The following is a 24,854-nucleotide window of genomic DNA, read 5'->3' on the forward strand; positions in this document are numbered from 1 at the left end:
CCGCCAGCGTCGTCCCGTCCGGCACGGCGCGCGCGCCCGCCGCCGCGAGCCGGCGCGGCAACTCGCCGTCCGGGGGCACGTCGTGGTCGATGTGCACGGCGACGACATCGGTCGTCGGCCCGACGGCTCCCGCCCTCCGCAGCCGCGCCAGCGCGTCCGGCCGCCCCAGCACATCGGCGAGCACCATGTCGTACGGCTCCACCGAGTTCTCCTCCAGACCGGCGGGCGCACCGCGCGGCGGCAGGTACAGCAACCGCTGTCCGCCCGGCCCGGTCACCGCGTACCCCGTCCCCGGCGCGTCCAGGGCCAGCGCCCGCACCCGGTGCCCGGTCAGCAGCGCCAGCTCCCGCCCGTCCGGTACCCGCCCAGGCTGCGGCAGTCCCGCCGGCACCTCCACGGGGGGCCCGTCGTGCGGATGCGACAGCAGCACCTGCCGCACACCGGTCAGCGAATGCCCGGCGCGCGCGGCCGCGAAGGCGGCGCCCGGTGTGAGGTCGAGCAGCAGTGTGCCGTCCACGAGCAGCGCGGTCGCCCCGCGCGCGGCATCACCGAGCGCGGTCGCACACGCCGCGCACGGACAGTCGGGGCGGGGAAGCCCCGCGGGAGCGCCGGTGCCTAGCAAAGTCAGTTCCACGCCCCCGATTTTCGCGTGTCCCGATGAACACCCGCAGGTCTTGTGCGTCCGACTAGGCTCAGGGAGGAACCGGATCTTGCTCGGTGCTGCGTGTGCGGTGCCGGGCCGGTACTTACGGAGGCTCACATGGCGGCATGGACGTGGCGGTTCGAGAAGGCCGACGGGGCGGAGGTCCAGCCCGCGGTCCAGCCCGAGGAGTTCACGACCCAGGGGGACGCCGAGTCGTGGATCGGGGAACACTGGAAGGAGCTCCTGGAAGGCGGCGCCGAACAGGTCCGCCTCTTCGAGGACACGACGGAGATCTACGGCCCGATGAGCCTGAACGCCCAGGACGCGTAGCCGCTCCGCGGTGGGCGGGGCTCCCACACGGGGCTCCGCCCCGAATCCCGCGGGATGGGGTTCGTGGGCGGGTGCGGGTGAGTGGGGCTGGTCGCGAAGTTCCCCGCGCCCCTGAAAGCAGGGGCTGCGCCCCGTGCTTTGTCGGCCGAAAGGGCCGTGGGCCCTCAGGGGCGCGGGGAACTGCGCGACCGGCCCCCACCGAACCCGCACCTTGGGGGTCGAAGGGGCGCAGCCCCTGGGGACGGGACGGGTAGGGGCGGCGGGGGCGAGGAGAACTCAGCCGCGCACACCGCACAGGTGCAGCAACGCCGCGACCCGCCGATAGGGATCCGTCCGCCCCGCCCGCTCCTCCGCGGCGAGCAACGCGTCCAGATCCCCGTCACCAGGAACCCCCGCGTCGTCGGCCGCCAGATCCGTGAACACCCGCACCCCGTACCACGCGTGCAACGGCGCCCCGATCCCCCCGAGCGCGTCCGTCAGCGTCGCCAGCCGATCCGCCCGCACATCCAGCCCGAGCCGATTGCGGTACGCGGTGGTGTCGAAGGCGGCCAGCGCCCCCGCCCAGTCCCCGGCCAACCCCGCCCGCATCGCGAGCGCGTCGCCGTTCCGTACGAGCAGCGACAGCAGCCCCCCGGGCGCCAGCATCCGCGCCAGCCCCGCCAGCAGTGCGTCCGGCTCCTCGACGTACATCAGGACCCCATGACAGAGCACCACGTCGAAACTGCCCGGCAGGAAGTGCACGCCCGTGTCCCGGCCGTCGCCCTCGACGATCCGCACCCGGCCCCGGATGCCCTCGGGCTCGGCGGCGAGCGCCTCCCGGGCCACGGCGATCAGCTTCGCCTCCCGCTCGATCCCGGTCACCGCGTGTCCGGCCCGGGCCAGTCGCAGCGCCTGCGTGCCCTGCCCCATGCCCACGTCGAGCACCCGCAGCCGCTGCCCGACCGGGAAGCGGGCGACTATCTGCTCGTCGACCTGGCGGGAGACCAGCTCCTGTCGTACGACCTCACGCAGTGTGCCCAGCCGGTTCAGCCAGGCCTGCGCGGCACCTCCGGAGAATGCGGTCGTGCTCAGGGCCGCTCTCCGCGCTTGACCTGCGGCTTCGGCAGCCGGAGGCGACGCATCTGGAGCGTGCGCATCAGGGCGTAGGCCACGGCGCCCTTCTTGTTCGCGTCGGGGAAGCGCGCGGCAAGCTGCTTCTTCAGACGGAACCCGAGGCTGATCGAGTCGACCACGATCAGAACGATCACGAACAGCCACAGCAGCAGCGCGACGTTCTGCAGCGACGCCACCTGCACCATGCTCAGCACGAGGATGAGCACGGCCAGCGGCAGGAAGAACTCGGCGATGTGGAAGCGCGAGTCCACGAAGTCACGGGCGAACCTGCGCACCGGACCCTTGTCCCGGGCGGGCAGATAGCGCTCGTCGCCGGTGGCCAGCGCCTGACGCTGCTTCTCCATGGCGGAGCGGCGCTCGTCGCGGGAGCGCTTGGCGGCCTCCTTGCGCGTCGTCGGCGTATTGGCGACGCTTCGACGCTGGCCTTGGGCCACACTCCGCTTGGGAGTGGGCCGCCCCTTGGGGGCCTGCGGGTGACGGGTCTGCTGGGAGTCGGTCACCGCCGCCTTGTCGGCGGCCGATTCCTTCTCGCTCTTGGCGCGGCTACGGAACACAAAACCCAAGGGTACGGGGTGCCGGGGCATGGACCCCAGCCGAGTGGGGAACGATCCGGCAACACCCGGCGTCCGTACTGAAGACAGAGGTGGGGCGAAAGTGGCCGGGGCAACCCGGAATCCCGGGAAAAAGGGGGAGTGCGGTGACGGTTCGTCCGTAGGGGGTCCGGGATGTTCCGGGGAGCGGCCCGTACGCAACCCCGGGAGACATCTACTCCCTACGCCGGAGCGGTGCCGTACACAGTCGTCCTTGGGGATGAGCGCATCCGTCCCCGAACAGTGCGGTAATAGAAGCAGGGCCCGTACTGTGGGTTCTGTCGCAGACCTGTGAGCTGGAGTTCCGTCAGAAGGGGGCGCGCGAAGCCCATGAGCGGTGTCATGAAGCGTATGGGGATGATCTTCCGCGCGAAGGCGAACAAGGCCCTTGACCGGGCCGAGGACCCGCGCGAGACCCTTGATTACTCGTACCAGAAACAGCTGGAGCTGCTCCAGAAGGTGCGCCGAGGCGTGGCCGACGTGGCCACGTCCCGCAAGCGCCTGGAGCTCCAGCTCAACCAGCTCCAGTCCCAGTCCTCGAAGCTGGAGGACCAGGGCCGCAAGGCCCTCGCGCTGGGCCGCGAGGACCTGGCCCGCGAGGCGCTCTCGCGCCGCGCCGCGCTCCAGCAGCAGGTGACGGACCTGGAGACGCAGCACTCCACCCTCCAGGGCGAGGAGGAGAAGCTCACCCTCGCCGCGCAGCGCCTGCAGGCCAAGGTCGACGCCTTCCGTACGAAGAAGGAGACGATCAAGGCCACGTACACCGCCGCCCAGGCCCAGACCCGGATCGGCGAGGCGTTCTCCGGCATCTCCGAGGAGATGGGCGACGTCGGCCTCGCCATACAGCGCGCCGAGGACAAGACGGCGCAGCTCCAGGCCCGCGCCGGCGCCATCGACGAGCTGCTCGCCTCCGGTGCCCTCGACGACTCCTCCGGCCTGCACAAGGACGACATCCAGACCGAGCTGGACCGCCTCTCCGGTGGTACGGACGTCGAGCTGGAGCTCCAGCGCATGAAGGCGGAGCTGGCGGGCGGTCCGTCCGCGCAGCAGCAGGCCATCGAGGGCGGCACGGGCCAGTCGGCCCCGCAGCAGCAGTCCCAGCGGCAGGACACCCCGCGCTTCGACAAGCCGTAGGGCGGCAGTGGAGCGGTGAACACGTGCCATCGGGTAGACACATCGCGTACGCACATCGGGTCCCACGCCTGAGGAGGGCGACATGATCGTACGGATCATGGGGGAGGGGCAGGTGAGGCTGGACGACGTCCACTTCACCGAGTTGAACAAGCTGGACGACGTGCTCCTGGCGGAAATGGAGGTCGGCGACGGCCCAGGCTTCCGCCGCACCCTCCACGCCCTCCTGGACAAGGTCCGAGAACTGGGCACGTCCCTGCCCGACGACTCCCTGGAGCCGTCGGAACTGATCCTCCCGGCGCCGGACGCGACGCTGGAGGAGGTCAGGGAGATGCTGAGCGACGACGGCCTCATCCCGGGGTGACCGCACCGACGCGGGGGACCGGCCCGAAGGGCTGTCCAGGGGAGCGGGGCTGTGTCGATCAGCGGCTCCGCCGCGGGGCGCGGCCGGCCCCCACCCACCCGAACCCGAACAGTCCGCCGTCTCTCGCATCGCGCGCCGGGGCCTGGCTGACGGCGCATCCCACCGCGCTGGACGCGGCCCTCGCCCTCGGCGTCCTCGTCGCGATGGTCGCGGGCGCCTTCGTCGACCCCCACGCCCAGGACGGTGACAAGTGGGGTGCCCGCACCCCCGACGGCCTCAGCATCGCGCTGATGGTGCCGGCCGCCGCCGTCCTGATCGCCCGCCGCCGCGCCCCCCTGGCCGTGCTGGCCGCGACCTGCGCCCTCACCCTCGCCGAACTGGTGACCGGTGACCCCCGGGCCCCCGTCGCGATGTCCGTCGTCGTCGCCCTGTACGCCGTCGCCTCCACCACCGACCGCACCACCACCTGGCGTGCCGGCCTGCTCACGATGACCGTGCTCACCGGTACGGCCATGCTCGTCGGCCCCTTGCCCTGGTACGACCAGGAGAACCTCGGCATCTTCGCCTGGACCGGCATGGCCGCCGCGGCCGGGGACGCCGTACGCAGCCGCCGCGACTTCGTGCACGCCATCCGGGAACGCGCCGAGCGGGCCGAGCGCACTCGCGAGGAGGAGGCGCGCCGCCGGGTCGCCGAGGAGCGCCTGCGGATCGCCCGTGACCTGCACGACGTCGTCGCCCACCACATCGCCCTGGTCAATGTGCAGGCCGGAGTCGCCGCGCACGTCATGGACAAGCGGCCCGACCAGGCCAAGGAGGCCCTCGCCCACGTCCGCGAGGCCAGCCGCTCCGCGCTGGGCGAACTCCGCGCCACCGTCGGTCTGCTCCGTCAGTCCGGCGACCCCGAGGCCCCCACCGAACCCTCCCCCGGCCTGGTACGGCTCGACGAGCTCGTCGGCACCTTCCACAACGCGGGCCTGGCGGTCGAAGTGGCCCGCGCCGACCAGGGGGTGAGCCTCCCGGCCGCCGTCGACCTCGCCGCGTACCGCGTCATCCAGGAAGCCCTCACCAATGTGCAGAAACACGCGGGGCAGGAGGCGAAGGCCGAGGTCAGCGTCGTACGCGTCGGCCCGAACATGGAGATCACCGTCCTCGACAACGGCACCGGGCAGGCGAGGACGGACGGCGAGGGCGAGGAGGCCGACGGCGGCGGGCACGGACTCCTCGGCATGCGCGAACGCGTCGCCGCGATCGGCGGCACCCTCACCACCGGCCCCCGCTACGGCGGCGGCTTCCGCGTCCATGCGATCCTGCCGCTCAAGACCCGAACGACCGCCGCGGACGCCGTACGACCGTGACCAGTGCCCCGGGGGACCCCGCATGACGATCCGTGTCCTGCTCGCCGACGACCAGGCCCTGCTGCGCAGCGCCTTCCGGGTGCTCGTCGACTCGGAGCCGGACATGGAGGTCGTGGGGGAGGCGTCGGACGGGGCGGAGGCGGTGCGGCTCGCGAAGGAGGAGCGGGCCGACGTCGTACTGATGGACATCCGGATGCCGGGCACGGACGGGCTCGCCGCCACCCGCCTGATCAGCGCCGATCCGACGCTCGCCCACGTCCGCGTCGTCATCCTCACCACCTTCGAGGTCGACGACTACGTCGTGCGGTCGCTGCGCGCCGGTGCCTCCGGGTTCCTCGGCAAGGGCGCCGAGCCGGAGGAACTGCTGAACGCGATCCGCGTGGCCGCAGGCGGCGAGGCGCTGCTGTCGCCCACCGCGACCAAGGGCCTGATCGCCCGTTTCCTCGCCCAGCCGGACGACTCGGCCGACGGCGACGGCGCCGCCGCCCGCTCCGAGCGGCTCGCCACGCTGACCAGCCGCGAGCGCGAGGTGCTCGGGCTGGTCGCGGGCGGGCTTTCCAACGACGAGATCGCCGAGCGTCTGGAGGTCAGCCCGCTGACCGTGAAGACACACGTCAACCGGGCCATGGCCAAGCTCGGCGCCCGGGACCGGGCTCAACTGGTGGTCTTCGCTTACGAATCGGGGCTGGTACGCCCACGGGTGGACTGAGAGCCGCCCGGGACTACTCCACTCGGAGTATGCGCGCTACAAGGAAATGGCCCTGGGGGGCGAGGGAAGAGAGATCCCCATGGCCCAGGGTATGAGGTGAGCGCTCACACATGCTTCACACAGGCGACACATGGGGCACCCATGCCACATGTGGCACATGGGCGTTCGTCCTCCGCTCACGCCACAGAAGAGAGACCCTGACCCATGTCCTGGCTGTCTCGGTTCAGCCTCGCACAACGGGCCCTCGTCGGTCTGATGTCGATCATCGCGCTCGTCTTCGGGGCGATCGCGATACCCCAGCTCAAGCAGCAGCTGCTGCCCACCATCGAACTGCCCATGGTGTCCGTGCTCGCGCCCTACCAGGGCGCGTCCCCGGACGTGGTCGAGAAGCAGGTCGTCGAGCCCATCGAGGACAGCCTCGAAAGCGTCGACGGCATCACGGGCGTCACCTCCACCGCCAGCGAGGGCAACGCCCTGATCATGGCGTCCTTCGACTACGGACCCGGTACCGACCAGCTCGTCGCCGACGTCCAGCAGGCCGTCAACCGGGTCCGGGCACAGCTGCCGGACGACGTGGACCCGCAGGTGATCGCGGGCTCGACGGACGACATGCCGACCGTCGTCCTCGCCGTCTCCGCCGACCAGGACCAGCAGGCCCTCGCGGACCAGCTCGACCGGACCGTCGTGCCGACCCTCGAAGGCATCGACGGCGTCGGCCAGGTCACCATCGACGGCGTACGGGACGTCCAGGTCACCGTCACCCCCGACGACGCGAAGCTGGCGAAGGCGGGCCTGAGCACGATGGCCCTCTCCCAGGCACTCCAGGCCGGCGGCGTCACCGTCCCCGCGGGCTCCTTCGACGAGGACGGCGCCAACCGCACCGTCCAGGTCGGCGGCGGCTACACCTCCCTGGAGCAGATCGAGAACCTGATGGTGCGCGGCGAGGGCGCGAAGAAGCCCGTACGTCTCGCGGACGTGGCCGCCGTCAAGGAGGAGCGGGCCAGGGCCGACTCCATCACCCGCACGAACGGCGAGCCCAGCCTCGCGGTCATGGTCACCATGGACCGGGGTGGCAGCGCGGTCGCCATCTCGGAGGCCGTCGAGGACGAACTGCCGGCCATGCGCCGGGACCTGGGCTCCGGCGCCACCGTCACCGTGGTCAGCGACCAGGGCCCGGCGGTCTCCAAGTCCATCGACGGCCTGACCACCGAGGGCGCCCTCGGCCTGGTCTTCGCGGTCCTGGTCATCCTGGTCTTCCTGGCGTCGATCCGCTCGACCCTCGTCACCGCGGTCTCCATCCCGCTGTCGGTGGTCCTGGCGCTGATCGTCCTGTGGACCCGCGACCTCTCCCTCAACATGCTGACGCTCGGCGCGCTGACCATCGCCATCGGCCGGGTCGTCGACGACTCGATCGTCGTCCTGGAGAACATCAAGCGTCACCTCGGCTACGGCGAGGAGCGCGAGGAGGCGATCCTCAAGGCGGTCCGTGAGGTCGCCGGCGCGGTCACGTCCTCCACCCTGACGACCGTCGCGGTCTTCCTCCCGATCGGCCTGACCGGCGGCATGGTGGGCGAGCTGTTCGGCAGCTTCTCGCTGACCGTGACGGCGGCCCTCCTGGCCTCCCTCGTGGTCTCGCTGACCGTGGTCCCGGTGCTCTCGTACTGGTTCCTGCGCGCCCCGAAGGGCACGCCCGAGGACGCCGAGGAAGCACGCCGGAAGGCGGAGGAGAAGGAGGCGAAGAGCCGCCTCCAGCGCTTCTACGTCCCCGTCCTGCGCTTCGCCACCCGCCGCCGCCTGACCAGCGTGGCCATCGCGGCCGTCGTGCTGATCGGCACGTTCGGCATGACCCCGCTGCTGAAGACGAACTTCTTCGACCCGGGCGACCAGAGGGTCCTCAGCCTCAAGCAGGAGCTGAAGCCCGGCACCAGCCTCGCGGCGACCGACGAGCAGACCACGAAGGTCGAGAAGCTGCTCGCCGGCACCAAGGGCGTCAAGGACTACCAGGTCACCATCGGCTCCTCCGGCTTCATGGCCGCGTTCGGCGGTGGCACCGACTCCAACCAGGCCTCGTACAGCGTCATGCTGGACGACTCGGCCACCGCCGCGGACGTCCAGGACACGATCGAGAAGGGCCTCGCCGGGCTCTCCGGGATCGGTACGACGACCGTCGCGGTCGGCGACGCCTTCGGCAGCCAGGACCTGAGCGTGGTCGTGAAGGCCGCCGACGCCGACGTCCTGCGCAAGGCAGCCGAGCAGGTCCGCGACGCGGTCTCGACCATGGACAACGTCACGGACGTCACCAGCGACCTCGCCACGAGCGTGCCCCGTATCTCGGTCAGGGCCACCGACAAGGCGGCCGCGGCCGGCTTCGACGACCAGACCCTCGGCGCGGCCGTCTCCCAGGCCGTACGCGGTACGACCAGCGGCCGGGCCATCCTCGGCGAGACCGAGCGGGACGTCGTCATCAAGTCGGCGAAGCCCGCCGAGACGCTCCAGGAGCTGCGGGACCTGCGGCTGGGCGCGGTGAAGCTCAGCGACATCGCCAGCGTCGAGCTGGTGGACGGCCCGGTCTCCATGACCCGGATCGACGGCCAGCGTGCCGCGACGATCACGGCGAAGCCCAAGGGTGACAACACCGGCGCGGTCAGCACCGACCTCACCGCCAAGCTGGACGCCATCGACCTCCCCGAGGGCGTCACGGCTGCCATCGGCGGTGTCTCCGAGGACCAGGACGATGCCTTCGCCTCCCTCGGCCTCGCGATGCTCGCGGCGATCGCGATCGTCTTCATGCTGCTGGTCGCGACCTTCCGGTCCCTGATCCAGCCGCTGATCCTGCTGGTCTCGATCCCGTTCGCGGCCACCGGCGCGATCGGCCTGCTCATCATCACCGGTACGCCCATGGGTGTCCCCGCGATGATCGGCATGCTGATGCTGATCGGCATCGTGGTGACGAACGCGATCGTGCTGATCGACCTGATCAACCAGTACCGCCGCCAGGGCTACGGCACGGTGGAGGCGGTCATCGAGGGCGGACGCCACCGTCTGCGGCCCATCCTGATGACGGCGCTGGCGACGATCTTCGCGTTGCTGCCCATGGCCCTCGGCATCACGGGCGAGGGCGGCTTCATCGCCCAGCCCCTGGCCGTGGTCGTCATCGGCGGCCTGATCACCTCGACGCTCCTGACCCTCCTCCTGGTCCCGACCCTCTACACGATGGTCGAGATCCGCAAGGAACGACGGGCGAAGAAGAAGGCCCTGAAGCGCTCGGGCGCCTCGTCCGAACCGACGGAGTCGACGTCGGCGGCGACGTCGGGGTCCGAGTCGGAGGAGCCGGAGCCCGCCGGGGTCTGACGCCCCCGAGGCCCGGAGCGGCCGGGTCCCGAACCATGAGCGTTCGGGACCCGGCCGTCCGCGTACCGGCATTACGTATCCTGTGCCTCGAACTGCTTCACGGGGGAGGGATCCGGGCGTGGCGCTGCACAGCGACGATCCCCGATCGGTCGGCGGGTACAAGGTGGTCGACCGGCTCGGAAACGGCGGCATGGGCGTCGTCTACCGGGCTCGGGCACGCTCCGGCCGCGAGGTCGCCGTGAAGGTGGTGCACGCCCAGTACGCGCAGGACCCCGTCTTCCGCACCCGCTTCCGGCAGGAGATCGAGGCCGTCCGCAAGGTCAGCGGTGCCTTCACCGCGGCTGTCGTGGACGCCGACCCGGAGGCGGAACGCCCCTGGATGGCGACCCAGTACGTGCCCGGGCGCTCGCTCGCCCAGCGGATCCGCGACCGGGGCCCGCTCCCCGACACCGAGCTGCGCCCCCTGGCCCTGGGACTCGTCGAGGCGCTGCGGGAGATCCACCGGGCCGGTGTGGTGCACCGGGACCTGAAGCCGGCCAACGTCCTGATGGCGCAGGACGGCCCCCGCGTCATCGACTTCGGCATCTCCCGCGCGACGGAGAACCTCAACCTGACCGAGACCGGACAGATGATCGGCACCCCGCCGTTCATGTCCCCGGAACAGCTCACCGACGCCCGCACGGCCGGCCCGGCCTCGGACGTCTTCTCGCTCGGGACCCTCCTGGTGTACGCCGTCACCGGGCGGGGCCCCTTCGACGCGGACAGCCCCTATCTGACGGCCTACCGGGTGATCCACGACGAACCGGTGCTGGACGGGGTGGACGGGCCGCTGCGCGGCGTCCTGGAACGCTGTCTGGCCAAGGAGGCCGCCGACCGTCCCGGACTCGTCGAACTGGCACAGGAGTTCGCGACCGCCCTGCCGGAGCCCGATCCGGGCGACCTGCCGGTGGTGACGCTGCGCGCGGACACGGAGGACGTCGCGACGGAGCCCCGCACGGGCCCCGGGACGGGTACCCGGCCCGCCCGCCGACGCCGTGTCCGGCCCCTGCTCGCCGCGACCGGCACCGTGGGCGCGCTGGTCCTCGGGCTGACGGCCTATCTGCTGGGACCGGGCGGCGTGCGGACGACCGACACGGCGACACCCGCGCCGACCTCGACCTCCCGCTGGACGGCGCCGCCCAGCGGCTGGAAGCCCTGGCAGACGACGGTGTTCGCGAAGGCGTCGGCCGGTACCCGCGAGCCGCTGCCCTCGAAGGACGGCGGCGCCGGCGGCGCCCCCTCCTGCCAGGTGCACGGGAACGCCGTCTACTGCGGGGGCGATGGAGTCCTCCCCATCCGCGTCGACGGCAGGACCGGAAAGACGGTCTGGCGGGCCGACCTCGTACCGGCCACCCACGAGCGCGATCGGTACTACGCCTCGGTCGTCGGTGTCCGGGACGGCACCGTCCTCGTGCAGCAGACCGTCTTCAGCGGCGAACCCGTGGTGGATCCGGTCGATCTCGTCGCACTCGACGCGGACACCGGGGAGCAGTTGTGGACCCGTCGGGTGGACATCACCGAGATCGCCCCGGCGCTGACCGGCGACCTCGTCCTCACCCCCGAACCCGACGGCGTGACGGTCACGGCCCGTTCACCGCGCACGGGCGCCGAGCGCTGGTCCCTGCGGATGCCCGTCGGCCACCACTGCACGTTCACCACCGCCGGGGCGGGCACGTACGCGCACTGCCGGCCGGTGACCCGGGACGCCAAGGCGGCGAATTCGGAATCCCGGGTCCTGGTCGTGGACCGCGCCGACGGCTCGGCCAGGACCGTGAAGGTGCCGCTGAACAGCGTCCTCCTCGGCGCGAAGCAGGGAGACCTGGTCCTGGTCGCGGACAGCACCGAATACACCGACGCGACCCGTGGCGGCGACCCGACGTACGACACGATCCTGCTCCTGGACCTGGAGGCCGGGACCCGAGTGATGACGAAGCCGGGCGAGAACGGGCGGGGCCGGGCGGCCCTGACGGGCGGGGTGCTGGTGTTCACCCGGTCCGGCGGCCAGGTGACCGCCGTGTCACCGCACACGGGCGAGCTGCTGTGGCGGACCAGGACCAGTCTGGAACGGCCGGGCGAGCCCGGGTACGACGCCGTGACGGGCACCGTCTACCTGGCCAGCGCCACCGGCAGGGTCGCGGCGCTCGACAGGCTCAAGGGCACCCTGCTGTGGGAGACGCTGCCCCGTGCCACGCCGACCTGGTCCGTCCAGGGCGGCGCTCCCTGGGCGCTGCCCCACGAGGGAGCGCTGTTCGTGGCCGTCTCCGACGGCACCCTCTTCTCCCTCGACCCCGCCCACCCCGACCGGGAGCCCGTGTCGGGGTGAGCCCGCTCCGCTCCGCTACGCGGGCCAGGGGCTACGGCAGCGCCAGCATCCGCTCCAGCGCCAGCTTCGCGAACGTCTCCGTCTCCTTGTCGACCTCGATGCGGTTGACGAGGGTGCCCTCGGCGAGGGACTCCAGGGTCCACACGAGGTGGGGCAGGTCGATGCGGTTCATGGTGGAGCAGAAGCAGACCGCGCGGTCGAGGAAGACGACCTCCTTGCCCTCGGGCGCGAAACGGTTCGCCAGCCGCCGTACGAGGTTCAGCTCGGTGCCGATGGCCCACTTGGAACCGGCGGGCGCGGCCTCCAGCGCCTTGATGATGTACTCGGTCGACCCGACGTAGTCCGCCGCCGCCACGACCTCGTGCTTGCACTCGGGGTGGACGAGGACGTTCACGCCCGGAATCCGCTCCCGTACGTCGTTCACGGACTGCACGCTGAAGCGGCCGTGCACCGAGCAGTGCCCCCGCCACAGGATCATCTTCGCGGCCCGCAGCTGCTCGACGGTGAGACCGCCGTTCGGCTTGTGCGGGTTGTAGAGGACACAGTCGTCGAGCGACATCCCCATGTCCCGCACGGCGGTGTTGCGCCCCAGGTGCTGGTCCGGCAGGAACAGGACCTTCTCACCCTGCTCGAAGGCCCAGTCCAGCGCCCGCTTCGCGTTCGAGGAGGTGCAGATCGTGCCGCCGTGCTTGCCGGTGAAGGCCTTGATGTCGGCGGAGGAGTTCATGTACGACACGGGCACGACCTGCTCGGCTATGCCCGCCTCGGTCAGCACGTCCCAGCACTCGGCGACCTGCTCGGCGGTGGCCATGTCGGCCATGGAGCAGCCGGCGGCCAGGTCCGGCAGGACGACCTTCTGCTCGTCGCCGGTGAGGATGTCCGCCGACTCGGCCATGAAGTGCACACCGCAGAACACGATGTACTCGGCCTCGGGCCGCGCCGCCGCGTCCCGGGCCAGCTTGAAGGAGTCACCCGTGACGTCCGCGAACTGGATGACCTCGTCGCGCTGGTAGTGGTGGCCCAGCACGAAGACCTTGTCCCCGAGCTTCTCCTTGGCCGCGCGGGCGCGCTCCACCAGGTCGGGGTCGGACGGTGAGGGGAGGTCACCCGGACACTCGACACCCCGCTCGCTCCTCGGGTCGGCCTCGCGGCCGAGCAGCAGCAGGGCGAGGGGCGTCGGCTGTACGTCGAGCTCCTGGGTCTGGGCGGTGGTCACGACACGCACCCTTTCTGTTCTGCGGCTCGCCGTCCGGGTGAGGGTCGGCGGGACATCCGGGCTATCCTTTTCGTCGAATTGACGCTATCTATCATAACCGCTTCATGTCACTTTGACGATGCCCATATTGTCGATGTGACATGAATCCCGGCGGGCGGACCGGAGGGCTCGGCCGCTGTGCGTCGCGTGGGGTTGTCCACAGCCCGGCGCGACCCGGTGCCCATGCCGCGGGCCATGTGCGAGCATGAAGAGAGACGCGAGGGGAAATCCGCGCGGCCCGGAATGAATCCGGGGCTCCGGCGGTTGCACCCGTCGGCAAGCAGTCTCCGTACAACCCGGGAGAGATGTAGATGTCCGTATCGGACGAGACCGGCACCGTCACCGACGGCATCATCGTGACCGACGCCGCCGCGGAAAAGGTCAGGACCCTGCTCGACCAGGAAGGCCGTGACGATCTGGCGCTCCGCGTCGCCGTTCAGCCCGGCGGCTGCTCCGGCCTGCGTTACCAGCTCTTCTTCGACGAACGCTCGCTCGACGGCGACGTCGTGAAGGACTTCGACGGCGTGAAGGTCATCACCGACCGCATGAGCGCCCCGTACCTGGGCGGCGCCACCATCGACTTCGTCGACACCATCGAGAAGCAGGGCTTCACCATCGACAACCCGAACGCGACGGGCTCCTGCGCCTGCGGCGACTCCTTCAGCTGAGTCCCCGCCCGCGCGACAGCGGTACGCGTACGGCCGACAGCGGTCCCATACGGCCCACAGCGGTACGCGTACGGCCCGTCGCCCGTACGCGTACGGGCGACGCGTAGGTACGACGAAGGCGGCGTCCCCCTCCAACGGGGACGCCGCCTTCGTGTGTCCGGCCGGCCGCCGCCTGCCGCGACGGCGCCTACCGCGGCTCCAGCTCCGCGATCCCGCCCTTCGGGATCGCCGTGCCGTCCGAGCCGACCACCTTCCGGTCGCCGAGCGGCTCGTCCAGCCGCACCGTTCGCTCCAAAGCCTTGGCGATCATGATGCAGGCCTTGCCCTCCTGCGGGGTGTCGGTCACGGTGACCGTGACCTCGCCCGACTTCTCGCTCACCGAGGCCGAGTATTCGCTGCACACCCCGCCCCAGAAGGCCACGGTCAGCTCGTCGCCGTCGACCGTGTAGCCCTGGATCCGTACATCGCGCGAGGACGGTCCGGTGGACGGTGTGTCACCCGGCTCGCCGGGCTTCTCGGTCGGCTCCGAGGGGGGCTCGGGGGTGGCCAGGTACTTCGGGTCGATCGCCGGATGCGTCACCGTGTAGGTGTCCCCGGCCCCCGTCGGCCGCACCTCGAACATCCAGGACGGCACCAGCGCCGGTCGGCCGTCGACATGGTGCGAGGCGAGCCCGAACACCGCCTTCTCGACAGCGACCGTCTCCGGCTTCGGCTTCGGCAGCCCGGTCACCCCTTCGCACGGCGTCTCGTCCGCCGCGACCGTCCCGCTCTCGGCGACCGCCCCGTTCTCACCCTCCAGCGGTCCGGGACCGGCGCAGTCGCCGATGCCGCCGCCCTCGGTGCCGACGCCCTGCCCAGAGCCGTTCATCAGCTCCAGCGCCCGTTCCGCGTCCACGACGGGATACGTGTCGCTCTTCACCGGCGACTTCACGTTGCCGCTGCCGCCGCTCACCTGGCCGTCGGCGCCGATCTGGAGGCCGGTCGACCAGCCGTACGTGGGTAGCCCACCGACCTCGGGGTCGGCGTTCACCACCCGTACGGCGCCCATGAGCTGGGTGGCGTCGACCTTCGCGTCGTCCTGGCCGACGGCCTTGAGGACCGGTGCCGCCGCCTTCCTGGCCGCCGCCTCGCTCACCGGGTCGCCGCCCTCGGCGGCGCCGGACGTGCAGACGTCGACCTTCTGGCAGTTGTCGGTGCCCGGCGTGTACCGGTTGAACGTCCACGTCCCCGGTGCCTGCCTGTTCACGTGGAGCACCGGCCCCGAACCGTCCCCGGCCGCACCCACCTGCCAGGACTCGCCCTCGGCCGTCGGCCTGCCCTCCACCCCGAGCGCCTTCGCCAGCCGCGCCACCTCGGCGGCCGTCACCTCGCCCTCGGCCGAGTACACCGGTGCAGAGCCGGGGCCGTCGGGCAGGTCGTCGCCCGCGCGATAGGTCACCCCGTTGGGGTTGGGCTCACCGGGCGCGATGCCGTTCGAACCGCCGTCGGTGTAGCCGTCGAGCGTGAGCGGCGGGGGAGTGCCGTCACCGCCGGGCGCGCCGGAGCCCTTCCCGTCGCCCCCGGACCCGCCGGAAGCGGTGGTGGCGAGGAACGCCCCACCACCGCCGACCAGCAGCACCGCGGCGGCCAGCGACGCCACGACCACCCGGGAACGCCGCCCACGAGGCTGCTCGGCACCGCCGACGTCCACGACATGACCGCCGTCGCCGCCATCGCCGTCACCCGGACCGCCGTCGCTGTCAGCGGCGGCTACGTCACGGTCGTCCACGCCACTCTCCGGAGCCGGAACCTCAGCCGCAGCCGGAACCTCAGCCGGGGCCGGGGACGAATCCGGGGTCGGGGACGAATCCGGGGTCGGGGACGAAGGCTCATCGGCCCGGTCGGCCCCGTCGGCCTCGGTGACGTCATCCCCGGCAGCCCTGATCTCCTCGGTGGCGTCGGGCTCGGGGCCCTCGTCCGGGTTCTCGGGGTTGTCGGGTCGCTCGGAGTTCACCGCATTGCTCCTTCGGCAGGTCGTACACCGCATCCCCTATACGGGGGACAGCGATGGGACGCGGCGGAGGAGCCGACGGTTCCCTCAGTCGCCGTACTCCGGCATCGCGTCCACCAGTCGCGCGGACGTCGCCGGCACCGTCACCCCGTGAATGAGCGAAGGGGACACCGGAGCCGTAATGACCTTCGCGGGGGCCGCCCAGTGCGGAGCCATCCGGGCGCAGTCGCCGCGCAGCGCCGCGAGGCCGCCGTCCGGGTCGAACGGAACGGTGCCGTGGATCTTGGGGTTCGTCATACCGGCACCGTACGCACCACGGACCCCGCGAAGAAAGACCTACTATCGGGTAGTTTTGCCTGCTTCAGAGCAGGTGGACGACCCGATAGCGTGAACTGTCAATCCCCTCTTCCTTCGCAGGAGCGTGTCCTCGCCGTGCGTATCGCAGTCTCCGGCTCCATCGCCACCGACCATCTGATGACCTTCCCGGGCCGCTTCGCCGACCAACTCGTCGCGGACCAGCTGCACACGGTCTCCCTCTCTTTCCTCGTCGACCAGCTCGACGTACGCCGGGGCGGTGTCGGCGCGAACATCGCGTTCGGCATGGGACAGCTCGGCACGCGCCCGATCCTGGTCGGCGCGGCGGGCTCGGACTTCGACGAGTACCGCGCGTGGCTCGACCGGCACGGTGTGGACACCGCCTCCGTGCGCATCTCCGAGACGCTGCACACGGCCCGTTTCGTGTGCACCACGGACGCCGACCACAACCAGATCGGCTCCTTCTACACGGGCGCGATGAGCGAGGCCCGCCTCATCGAGCTGAAGACCGTCGCCGACCGCGTCGGCGGCCTCGACCTCGTCCTCATCGGCGCGGACGACCCGGAGGCGATGCTCCGCCACACGGAGGAGTGCCGCTCCCGGAACATTCCGTTCGCCGCGGACTTCTCCCAGCAGATCGCCCGTATGAACGGCGACGAGATCCGGATACTGCTGGACGGCGCCACGTACCTCTTCTCCAACGAGTACGAGAAGGGCCTCATCGAGTCCAAGACCGGCTGGTCGGACGCGGAGATCCTCGCCAAGGTCGGCCACCGGGTGACCACGCTCGGCGCGCAGGGCGTACGCGTCGAGCGCGCCGGCCACGACCCGATCGAGGTCGGCTGCCCGGAGGAGGAGCGCAAGGCCGAGCCCACGGGTGTCGGCGACGCGTTCCGCGCGGGGTTCCTCTCGGGGCTGGCCTGGGGGGTCTCGCTGGAGCGGGCGGCCCAGGTCGGCTGCATGCTGGCCACGCTGGTCATCGAGACGGTGGGTACGCAGGAGTACCGGTTGCGCCGGGCGAACTTCATGGACCGGTTCACCAAGGCGTACGGGGACGAGGCCGCGGAAGAGGTTCGCGCGCACCTCGGCTGAGAGTTCGTCCCGGCCGGTCGCGCGGTACCCCGCGCCCCTTGCGAGCAAGGGGCGCGGGGTACCCGCTAACTCAGCCTTCGCACCACGTACGCCGCACCCCGCTCCGCCGGCTCCTCGCCCACGTACTCCTGCTCACGCATCTCGCACCACGCCGGGATGTCCAGGCGGGCCGCCTCGTCGTCGGAGAGGACGCGGACCGTGCCGCCGACCGGGACGTCGCCGATCACCTTCGCCAGCTCGATGACGGGGATGGGGCAGCGCTTGCCGAGGGCGTCCACGACGAGGACGTCCTCATGCACGACGGTCGCGGGGGCCGGAGCCCCCAGCTTCTCCCGCACCGCCGCGACCGCCCCCGGCAGCACCGACAGGAACCGCTCGACGTCCTCCGCCGCCGCCCCCGTCGGCAGGGACACCCGTACGTTCCCCTCGCTCAGCACCCCCATGGCCCGCAGCACATGGCTGGGCGTCAGCGTGCTGCTCGTGCAGGAGGAGCCGGAGGAGACGGAGAAGCCCTCGCGGTCCAGTTCGTGGAGCAGTGTCTCTCCGTCGACATAGAGACAGGAGAAGGTGACCACCCCGGGCAGCCGGCGCTCCGGGTCGCCCACCACCTCCACATCGGGCACCAGCGACGGCACCCGCGCCCGGATCCGCTCCGTCAACTCCCGCAGCCGTACGGCCTCCGCGTCCGCCTCCGCCCGTACGGCCCGCAGCGAGGCGGCGGCCGCCACGATCGCCGGGATGTTCTCGAACCCGGCGGCCCGCCCCGACTCGCGCTCGTCGGCGGGCCCTTGCGCCGCGAACCGCACACCCTTGCGTACGACGAGGAGTCCGACCCCGGACGGACCACCCCATTTATGGGCACTGGCGGTCAGCACCGACCAGCCCCCCTTCACCCGCCCCCACCCGAGCGACTGTGCCGCGTCCACCAGCAGCGGCACCCCGGCCGCCCGGCACACCGCCGCGACCTCGGCCACCGGCTGCTCCGTGCCCACCTCGTGGTTGGCCGACTGCAGACACGCGAGCGCGGTGTCCTCCCGCAGGGCCTCGGCGTACGAGGACGCGGCCACCGACCCGGTACGGTCCACCGCCACCTGGGTGACCGCGCCACCGTCGGCCTCATGCGTCTCCGCCGCGTGCAGCACCGAAGAGTGTTCGACCGCCGACACGATCAGGTGACGCCCCACCCGCCGCCGCCCCGCCGACACGCCCGCGATCCCGGCATGCACGGCCCGCGTCCCGGACGAGGTGAAGACGAGTTCGTCCGCCCGGCACCCCACGGCCTCCGCGGCGGCCCCCCGGGCCGCGTCCAGCAGCAGCCGGGCCCGCCGCCCTTCCCGGTACAACCGCGCGGGATCGGCCCACCCTTCGTCCAGTGAGGCCAGCAACGCCTGCCGGGCAACGGGATGAAGCGGAGCGGAGGAAGCAGAGTCGAAGTACGCCACAGGCCAACGCTATAAGCAGGCGCTGAGGGGAGCGCCCAGGAAAGGGCGCGAGGAACCGCGCGAACGACCACAACGCACGCGCACCCGCCAAAACGTCCGAACTCCCGAGCTATCAGGTGCTCCCGCCCACCCCGGTCGGCCGCCACAAGTGACCCCCGGCGAGTTGGGCCCCCCTCCCCGCGCGACCCCAAATCGCGTCCAGTAGGGTTTGGTCCGCATAAACATCCAAACCCCTGCCCGTCGCAGGGCGGCGACCGACCAGCGAGAAGGCCGCAGCCATACCGCGCGGGCGAGACTCTCGGGAAGGCGCTACGTGAGTCCCAACGGCTCCGACCGCTCGCCGCGGCGCCCGATGCGGCGGAAGCTGCTGCAGGCAATGACCGCAGGCCTGGTCCTGGCGACCGCCACCGGTTGCACATGGGAGGACTTCCCACGCCTGGGTATGCCCACCCCGACCACGGAAGAGGCTCCGCGGATCCTCTCCCTGTGGCAGGGGTCGTGGGCGGCCGCGCTCGCCACGGGCGTGCTGGTGTGGGGCCTGATCCTGTGGAGTGCTTTCTTCCACCGGCGCAGCCGCACCAAGGTCGAAGTTCCCCCACAGACCCGGTACAACATGCCCATCGAGGCGCTGTACACGGTTGTCCCGCTGATCATCGTCTCGGTGCTCTTCTACTTCACGGCCCGCGACGAGTCGAAGCTCCTCGACACGTCGAAGAAGCCCGACCTCACGGTCAACGTGGTGGGCTTCCAGTGGAGCTGGTGCTTCAACTACATCGAGAACGTCGAAGGCTCCACCGGCGACGCGGCCACGGACAAGAACCTGGACGCGATTCCGCAGCGGTACAAGGACGACTTCCCGGCGAACGCCGGCGGCGTCTACACCTGCGGCATTCCTGGCGACAAGAACCCGCAGACCGGCAACCCGGGCCCGACGCTCTGGCTCCCGGAGGGCAAGACGGTCCGCTTCGTGCTCACCTCGCGTGACGTCATCCACTCCTTCTGGGTGGTGCCGTTCCTGATGAAGCAGGACGTCATCCCGGGCCACACCAACGCCTTCCAGGTGACCCCCAACCAGGAGGGCACCTTCCTGGGCAAGTGCGCCGAACTGTGCGGTGTGGACCACTCGCGGATGCTCTTCAACGTGAAGGTCGTCTCCCAGGAGCGTTACGAGGAGCACCTCAAGTCGCTCGTGGAGAAGGGTCAGACCGGTTACGTCCCGGCCGGCATCGAGCAGACGAAGCACGAGAAGAACCGGGAGACGAACGTACTGTGAGCATCCTCAACGAACCTCAGGGTGCCGAGGCGGCAGGCTCTCACTACGAGGACGAGCTGCCGGTCCGGCGCCAGCGGCGCGGCGAGGTGGTCGTCAAGTGGCTGACGACCACCGACCACAAGACCATCGGCACGCTGTACCTGGTCACGTCGTTCGCGTTCTTCTGCATCGGCGGCGTCATGGCGCTCCTCATGCGCGCCGAACTCGCCCGCCCGGGTACGCAGCTCATGTCGAACGAGCAGTTCAACCAGGCGTTCACGATGCACGGCACGATCATGCTGCTGATGTTCGCGACGCCGCTGTTCGCCGGTTTCGCCAACTGGATCATGCCGTTGCAGATCGGCGCGCCCGACGTGGCGTTCCCGCGGCTGAACATGTTCGCGTACTGGCTGTACCTCTTCGGCTCGCTCATCGCGGTCGGTGGCTTCCTCACCCCGCAGGGCGCGGCCGACTTCGGCTGGTTCGCCTACAGCCCGCTGTCGGACGCGGTCCGCAGCCCGGGTATCGGCGCCGACATGTGGATCATGGGTCTGGCCTTCTCCGGCTTCGGCACGATCCTCGGCTCGGTCAACTTCATCACCACGATCATCTGCATGCGCGCGCCCGGCATGACCATGTTCCGCATGCCGGTGTTCACCTGGAACGTGCTGCTGACCGGTGTTCTGGTCCTGCTGGCCTTCCCGGTCCTCGCGGCGGCGCTGTTCGCCCTGGAGGCGGACCGAAAGTTCGGTGCCCACGTCTTCGACGCGGCCAACGGAGGCGCGTTGCTCTGGCAACACCTCTTCTGGTTCTTCGGGCATCCAGAGGTGTACATCATCGCCCTGCCGTTCTTCGGCATCATCTCCGAGGTCATCCCGGTCTTCTCCCGTCGGCCGATCTTCGGTTACATGAACCTGATCGCGGCCACGATCGCGATCGCGGGTCTGTCGGTGACGGTGTGGGCGCACCACATGTACGTCACCGGTGGCGTGCTGCTGCCGTTCTTCTCCTTCATGACATTCCTGATCGCGGTGCCCACCGGTGTGAAGATCTTCAACTGGATCGCCACCATGTGGAAGGGCAGTCTCTCCTTCGAGACACCCATGCTCTGGGCCACCGGCTTCCTGATCACCTTCACCTTCGGTGGTCTGACGGGTGTCATCCTGGCCTCGCCGCCGCTGGACTTCCACGTCTCCGACTCGTACTTCGTGGTGGCGCACTTCCACTACGTCGTCTTCGGCACCGTGGTCTTCGCCATGTTCTCCGGCTTCCACTTCTGGTGGCCGAAGATGACGGGCAAGATGCTCGACGAGCGCCTCGGCAAGATCACGTTCTGGACGCTGTTCGCCGGCTTCCACGGCACGTTCCTCGTCCAGCACTGGCTGGGCGCGGAGGGTATGCCGCGTCGTTACGCGGACTACCTCGCGGCCGACGGCTTCACCGCCCTGAACACGATCTCCACGATCGCCTCGTTCGTCCTCGGTCTGTCGATCCTGCCGTTCCTCTACAACGTGTGGAAGACCGCCAAGTACGGCAAGAAGGTCGAGGTCGACGACCCGTGGGGCTTCGGCCGTTCGCTGGAGTGGACGACCTCCTGCCCGCCGCCGCGACACAACTTCCTCACCCTGCCGCGGATCCGCAGCGAATCCCCGGCGTTCGACCTGCACCACCCTGAGATCGCTGCGCTCGAACAGCTCGCGCAAGGCGGCCCGGCTGTCAGTGAGCTCGCGGGCGCCGGCGGCAAGGAGGCCGACAAGTGAAGATCCAGGGCAAGATGTTCATCTGGCTGAGCGTCTTCGTCCTCGCCATGGCGATCGTCTATGGCGTGTGGTCGAAGGAGCCGGCCGGAACCACGGCGCTCTTCCTGGCCTTCGGCCTGTGCATCATGGTCGGCTACTACCTGGCCTTCACGGCCCGGCGGGTCGACGTGGGCCCGCAGGACGACAAGGAGGCCGACGTCGCCGACGGCGCTGGTGAGCTGGGGTTCTTCAGCCCGCACAGCTGGCAGCCCCTCGCCCTGGGCGTGGGCGGCGCGCTCGCCTTCATGGGCGTCGTCTTCGGCTGGTGGCTGCTGTACTTCTCCACCCCGATCATCCTGATCGGCCTCTGGGGCTGGGTCTTCGAGTACTACCGCGGCGAAAGCCAGAACCAGTAACACGCGCAGAGCGCACGGAAGCCCGGACACTCCGACAGGAGGTCCGGGCTTCCCCCTTTTGCCACGCCGTACGTAGCTCGGTCGGGTCACCCGGCGCGCCACGCCCGACGCGCGTTCCTAGGTTGAACCCATGAGCACTTCAGAACCTTTCAGGGGCGCCACAGCCGGTGTCGAGAGCCCGACCGTGCTCGACCCTTCGGCCTCCGCGCTCCCTCACAGCCTCTCGATACCGGCGCGCCCACGCCGTAACCGCACGGTCGTCGGCTGCACCCTGCTGGTGGTCTCCCTGGGAGCGGGCGTCACCGCCTGCGGTTCCGGTGGCCACCCGCTCTCGGGCAGGCCGTACGACGCCGCAGACCAGGTCACCTTCAGCACGCCCACCGGGGAAGGCGAGAAGGCCGACCCGGACAAGCCGCTGGAAGTCACCGCCAAGGACGACGGACGCATCACCGACGTCACCGCCGTGGACGCCGCAGGACGGTACGTGGCGGGCGAACTCTCCGCCGACGGAGGCCGCTGGCACTCCACCTCACCGCTCGCCGCCAACGCCCGCTACACGGTCCGGGTGAGCACCGAGGACGAGGACGGCGCCCCCGGCCGGGAGACCCGCGCCTTCGACACCGGCCGCCCCCTCACCAAGAAGCGCCTCGATGTCACCTTCGGCCCCGAGGAGGGCAGGTACGGCGTCGGCCAGCCCGTCACCGCCGAACTGAGCCGGCCGGTGAAGGACAAGGCCGCCCGGTCCGTCGTCGAACGTGCCCTCAAGGTGGACTCCACCCCCGCCGCGGAAGGCGCCTGGCACTGGGTGGACGACAAGAAGCTCCACTACCGCCCCAAGGAGTACTGGCCCGCCGAGGCCACCATCCGGGTGCACAGCAACCTGGAGGGCCTCAAGATCGGCGACCGGCTCTGGGGCGGGAAGGCCGACCCCATCGAGCTGACCACCGGCGCGAAGATAGTCGCCGTCACGGACGCCTCGTCGCACCAGATGACCGTCTACAAGAACGACCAGGTCATCAAGGAGATACCGGTCACCACCGGCAGGCCCGGCTACGACACCCGCAACGGCGTCAAGGTCGTCCTGGCCAAGGAAGGTACCGTTCGCATGACCAGCGCCAGCATAGGTGCGTCGGACTTCTACGACCTGACCGTCCACCACTCCGTCAGGGTCACCAACAGCGGCGAGTACGTCCACGCGGCCCCCTGGTCGACCGGCTCCCAGGGGTACGCGAACGTCAGCCACGGCTGCACCGGCATGAGTTCCGGCAACGCCCAGTGGTTCTACGAAACCATCAACGAGGGTGACATCGTCCAGGTCGTCAACTCGGCCGGCGACACCATGGCCCCGTTCGGCAACGGCTACGGCGACTGGAACCTCGACTGGAAGAACTGGCGCGAGGGCAGCGCCCTGGTCGGTGGCACGGAGGAAGTACCTGGCCCCCAGGTACAGGCCCGCCTGCGACCAGAGTCGGTGTGAGGCCGTGCCCCCTCAGGGGGCTAGGCGCTCAACGCCTGCTTCCTCCGGAGCAGCGAAGCCAGCGCCGCCGCGAACTCGACCGGCTCCACCGGCAGCGTCACCGCCGCGTCCGCCCGGCTCCAGGTCGCGAGCCACGCGTCCTGCGGCCGCCCGATCAGCACCAGAGCGGGCGGGCACTCGAAGATCTCGTCCTTGATCTGGCGACACACCCCCATGCCTCCCATGGGCGCGGCCTCACCATCGAGCACACAGACATCGATCCCGCCCTTGTCCAGCTCCTTGATGACGGCGGCCGGAGTGGCGCACTCCAAGAACTCGACCTGCGGCACGTCGGCGGCAGGTCGTCGGCCGGAGGCCAACCGCACCTGCTCCCGGGTGCCGGAGTCGTCGCTGTAGACCAGCACCGTGGCGGTCGGCTGCATTGTTCCTCCGTTACGCAGAAGACTCAGACGTCGTACGCACAACAAGACGGACAGGGCCCGATGCGCGGATGCTACTCCCTCGAACACCACGTCAGCACCGGTACGGAGGGGAGCAACACTCCGAACGGCACCCCCGGGAGTGAGGGCGGGATAAGCGACCGACATAATGTCGGTCGTGGCGACAGCAACGACAGTAGAAACCGGGCACGCGCACCCGTCGGTCAACCGGCCGAACCTCACCAGCGTCGGAACCATCATCTGGTTGAGTTCCGAGCTGATGTTCTTCGCGGCCCTCTTCGCGATGTACTTCACCCTGCGATCGGTGACCGGTCCGGACTTCTGGGCCGAGAAGGCCGGCACCCTGAACTTCCCGTTCTCGGCGACCAACACCACGATCCTGGTGCTCTCCTCCCTCACCTGCCAGCTCGGCGTGTTCGCCGCCGAGCGCGGGGACGTGAAGAAGCTCCGGATGTGGTTCATCGTCACGTTCGTGATGGGTGCGGTCTTCATCGGCGGTCAGGTCTTCGAGTACACCGAGCTGGTCAAGCACGAGGGCCTGTCGCTCTCGTCCGACCCGTACGGCTCGGTGTTCTACCTGACCACCGGCTTCCACGGCCTGCACGTGACGGGCGGTCTCATCGCCTTCCTGCTGGTCCTCGGACGCACCTACGCGGCCAAGAGGTTCACCCACGAACAGGCGACCGCGGCCATCGTCGTGTCCTACTACTGGCACTTCGTCGATGTCGTCTGGATCGGCCTCTTCGCCACGATCTACATGATCAAGTAGATCGGGCGGCCGGGCCGGGCGGACCGTACGCCTGCCGCGCACCGAGAACGA

At 70.3% G+C, this 24,854-nt stretch carries 21 protein-coding genes and 1 pseudogene; 14 read left to right on the forward strand and 8 right to left on the reverse strand.

Features of this window, described 5'->3' with window-relative positions; genetic code table 11:
- Positions 1 to 634: pseudogene (locus AWZ10_RS20010) on the reverse strand (bifunctional adenosylcobinamide kinase/adenosylcobinamide-phosphate guanylyltransferase); the annotation flags it as partial.
- A 126-nt stretch (positions 635 to 760) separates the two neighbouring features.
- Here AWZ10_RS20010 and AWZ10_RS20015 point away from each other — a divergent pair.
- On the forward strand, positions 761 to 973 hold the full coding sequence (locus AWZ10_RS20015) for a hypothetical protein (RefSeq protein ID WP_046705937.1): 213 nt from the start codon (positions 761 to 763) through the stop codon (positions 971 to 973).
- A 276-nt stretch (positions 974 to 1,249) separates the two neighbouring features.
- Here AWZ10_RS20015 and AWZ10_RS20020 read toward each other — a convergent pair whose 3' ends face one another.
- Both AWZ10_RS20020 and AWZ10_RS20025 read right to left on the reverse strand, forming a co-directional pair.
- Positions 1,250 to 1,882, reverse strand: coding sequence for a class I SAM-dependent methyltransferase (locus tag AWZ10_RS20020; RefSeq protein ID WP_234361215.1), 633 nt, complete (start codon positions 1,880 to 1,882; stop codon positions 1,250 to 1,252).
- Positions 1,883 to 2,040: 158 nt separating this feature from the next.
- Positions 2,041 to 2,670: a DUF3043 domain-containing protein gene (locus AWZ10_RS20025; RefSeq protein ID WP_173531661.1), complete on the reverse strand. Its 630-nt coding sequence runs from the start codon at positions 2,668 to 2,670 to the stop codon at positions 2,041 to 2,043.
- A 336-nt stretch (positions 2,671 to 3,006) separates the two neighbouring features.
- Between AWZ10_RS20025 and AWZ10_RS20030 the strand changes: the two genes are divergently transcribed.
- The 6 genes from AWZ10_RS20030 to AWZ10_RS20055 all read left to right on the forward strand — a co-directional run bounded on the left by AWZ10_RS20030 (position 3,007) and on the right by AWZ10_RS20055 (position 11,948).
- Complete coding sequence (locus AWZ10_RS20030; protein WP_060891730.1) at positions 3,007 to 3,810, forward strand: PspA/IM30 family protein; 804 nt, start codon at positions 3,007 to 3,009, stop codon at positions 3,808 to 3,810.
- An 82-nt stretch (positions 3,811 to 3,892) separates the two neighbouring features.
- Positions 3,893 to 4,171, forward strand: a complete 279-nt coding sequence (gene pspAA / locus AWZ10_RS20035; protein WP_060891731.1) for a PspA-associated protein PspAA — start codon at positions 3,893 to 3,895, stop codon at positions 4,169 to 4,171.
- Between the two features lie 146 nt (positions 4,172 to 4,317).
- Positions 4,318 to 5,526 (forward strand): sensor histidine kinase, encoded by a 1,209-nt coding sequence (locus tag AWZ10_RS20040; RefSeq protein ID WP_107084657.1) that lies wholly within the window; start codon positions 4,318 to 4,320, stop codon positions 5,524 to 5,526.
- Positions 5,527 to 5,548: 22 nt separating this feature from the next.
- On the forward strand, positions 5,549 to 6,235 hold the full coding sequence (locus AWZ10_RS20045) for a response regulator (protein ID WP_046708529.1): 687 nt from the start codon (positions 5,549 to 5,551) through the stop codon (positions 6,233 to 6,235).
- A gap of 204 nt (positions 6,236 to 6,439) precedes the next feature.
- Positions 6,440 to 9,586: an efflux RND transporter permease subunit gene (locus AWZ10_RS20050; protein ID WP_060891732.1), complete on the forward strand. Its 3,147-nt coding sequence runs from the start codon at positions 6,440 to 6,442 to the stop codon at positions 9,584 to 9,586.
- A gap of 118 nt (positions 9,587 to 9,704) precedes the next feature.
- On the forward strand, positions 9,705 to 11,948 hold the full coding sequence (locus AWZ10_RS20055) for a protein kinase domain-containing protein (RefSeq protein WP_060891733.1): 2,244 nt from the start codon (positions 9,705 to 9,707) through the stop codon (positions 11,946 to 11,948).
- Between the two features lie 31 nt (positions 11,949 to 11,979).
- On the opposite strand, the gene nadA is transcribed toward AWZ10_RS20055, so the two are convergent.
- Positions 11,980 to 13,164: a quinolinate synthase NadA gene (gene nadA, locus AWZ10_RS20060; RefSeq protein ID WP_046709910.1), complete on the reverse strand. Its 1,185-nt coding sequence runs from the start codon at positions 13,162 to 13,164 to the stop codon at positions 11,980 to 11,982.
- Between the two features lie 350 nt (positions 13,165 to 13,514).
- Between nadA and AWZ10_RS20065 the strand changes: the two genes are divergently transcribed.
- A complete protein-coding gene (locus tag AWZ10_RS20065) occupies positions 13,515 to 13,871 on the forward strand; it encodes a HesB/IscA family protein (RefSeq protein ID WP_037693510.1) in 357 nt (118 codons plus the stop codon).
- A 187-nt stretch (positions 13,872 to 14,058) separates the two neighbouring features.
- On the opposite strand, the gene AWZ10_RS20070 is transcribed toward AWZ10_RS20065, so the two are convergent.
- Both AWZ10_RS20070 and AWZ10_RS20075 read right to left on the reverse strand, forming a co-directional pair.
- Complete coding sequence (locus tag AWZ10_RS20070; protein ID WP_079104409.1) at positions 14,059 to 15,864, reverse strand: hypothetical protein; 1,806 nt, start codon at positions 15,862 to 15,864, stop codon at positions 14,059 to 14,061.
- 84 nt (positions 15,865 to 15,948) lie between these two features.
- Complete coding sequence (locus AWZ10_RS20075; RefSeq protein ID WP_037693507.1) at positions 15,949 to 16,158, reverse strand: hypothetical protein; 210 nt, start codon at positions 16,156 to 16,158, stop codon at positions 15,949 to 15,951.
- Between the two features lie 135 nt (positions 16,159 to 16,293).
- Between AWZ10_RS20075 and AWZ10_RS20080 the strand changes: the two genes are divergently transcribed.
- Entirely contained in the window at positions 16,294 to 17,268 is a 975-nt protein-coding gene (locus AWZ10_RS20080) for a carbohydrate kinase family protein (RefSeq protein ID WP_046707532.1), read from the forward strand.
- 65 nt (positions 17,269 to 17,333) lie between these two features.
- Here the strand turns inward: AWZ10_RS20080 and AWZ10_RS20085 are convergent, their stop codons facing one another.
- Positions 17,334 to 18,710, reverse strand: coding sequence for a cysteine desulfurase/sulfurtransferase TusA family protein (locus AWZ10_RS20085; protein ID WP_060891734.1), 1,377 nt, complete (start codon positions 18,708 to 18,710; stop codon positions 17,334 to 17,336).
- A gap of 313 nt (positions 18,711 to 19,023) precedes the next feature.
- Between AWZ10_RS20085 and ctaC the strand changes: the two genes are divergently transcribed.
- The 4 genes from ctaC to AWZ10_RS20105 all read left to right on the forward strand — a co-directional run bounded on the left by ctaC (position 19,024) and on the right by AWZ10_RS20105 (position 23,594).
- Positions 19,024 to 19,983 carry an aa3-type cytochrome oxidase subunit II gene (gene ctaC, locus AWZ10_RS20090; protein ID WP_046709503.1) on the forward strand — a complete coding sequence of 320 codons (960 nt, stop codon included), beginning with the start codon at positions 19,024 to 19,026 and terminating at the stop codon, positions 19,981 to 19,983.
- Positions 19,980 to 21,722, forward strand: a complete 1,743-nt coding sequence (ctaD, locus tag AWZ10_RS20095) for an aa3-type cytochrome oxidase subunit I (protein ID WP_060891735.1) — start codon at positions 19,980 to 19,982, stop codon at positions 21,720 to 21,722. The genes ctaC and ctaD overlap by 4 nt, the downstream gene beginning before the upstream one ends.
- A complete protein-coding gene (locus tag AWZ10_RS20100; protein WP_037693496.1) occupies positions 21,719 to 22,117 on the forward strand; it encodes a cytochrome c oxidase subunit 4 in 399 nt (132 codons plus the stop codon). The genes ctaD and AWZ10_RS20100 overlap by 4 nt, the downstream gene beginning before the upstream one ends.
- 130 nt (positions 22,118 to 22,247) lie before the next feature.
- Complete coding sequence (locus tag AWZ10_RS20105) at positions 22,248 to 23,594, forward strand: L,D-transpeptidase (protein ID WP_234361217.1); 1,347 nt, start codon at positions 22,248 to 22,250, stop codon at positions 23,592 to 23,594.
- 20 nt (positions 23,595 to 23,614) lie between these two features.
- Here AWZ10_RS20105 and AWZ10_RS20110 read toward each other — a convergent pair whose 3' ends face one another.
- A complete protein-coding gene (locus AWZ10_RS20110; RefSeq protein ID WP_037693494.1) occupies positions 23,615 to 24,016 on the reverse strand; it encodes a response regulator in 402 nt (133 codons plus the stop codon).
- Positions 24,017 to 24,182: 166 nt separating this feature from the next.
- Between AWZ10_RS20110 and ctaE the strand changes: the two genes are divergently transcribed.
- Complete coding sequence (gene ctaE, locus AWZ10_RS20115) at positions 24,183 to 24,803, forward strand: aa3-type cytochrome oxidase subunit III (RefSeq protein ID WP_046703086.1); 621 nt, start codon at positions 24,183 to 24,185, stop codon at positions 24,801 to 24,803.
- The last annotated feature ends 51 nt before the right edge of the window (positions 24,804 to 24,854 follow it).

Source organism: Streptomyces europaeiscabiei, from assembly GCF_001550375.1.
In the GTDB taxonomy this organism is placed as follows: Bacteria; Actinomycetota; Actinomycetes; order Streptomycetales; family Streptomycetaceae; genus Streptomyces; species Streptomyces europaeiscabiei.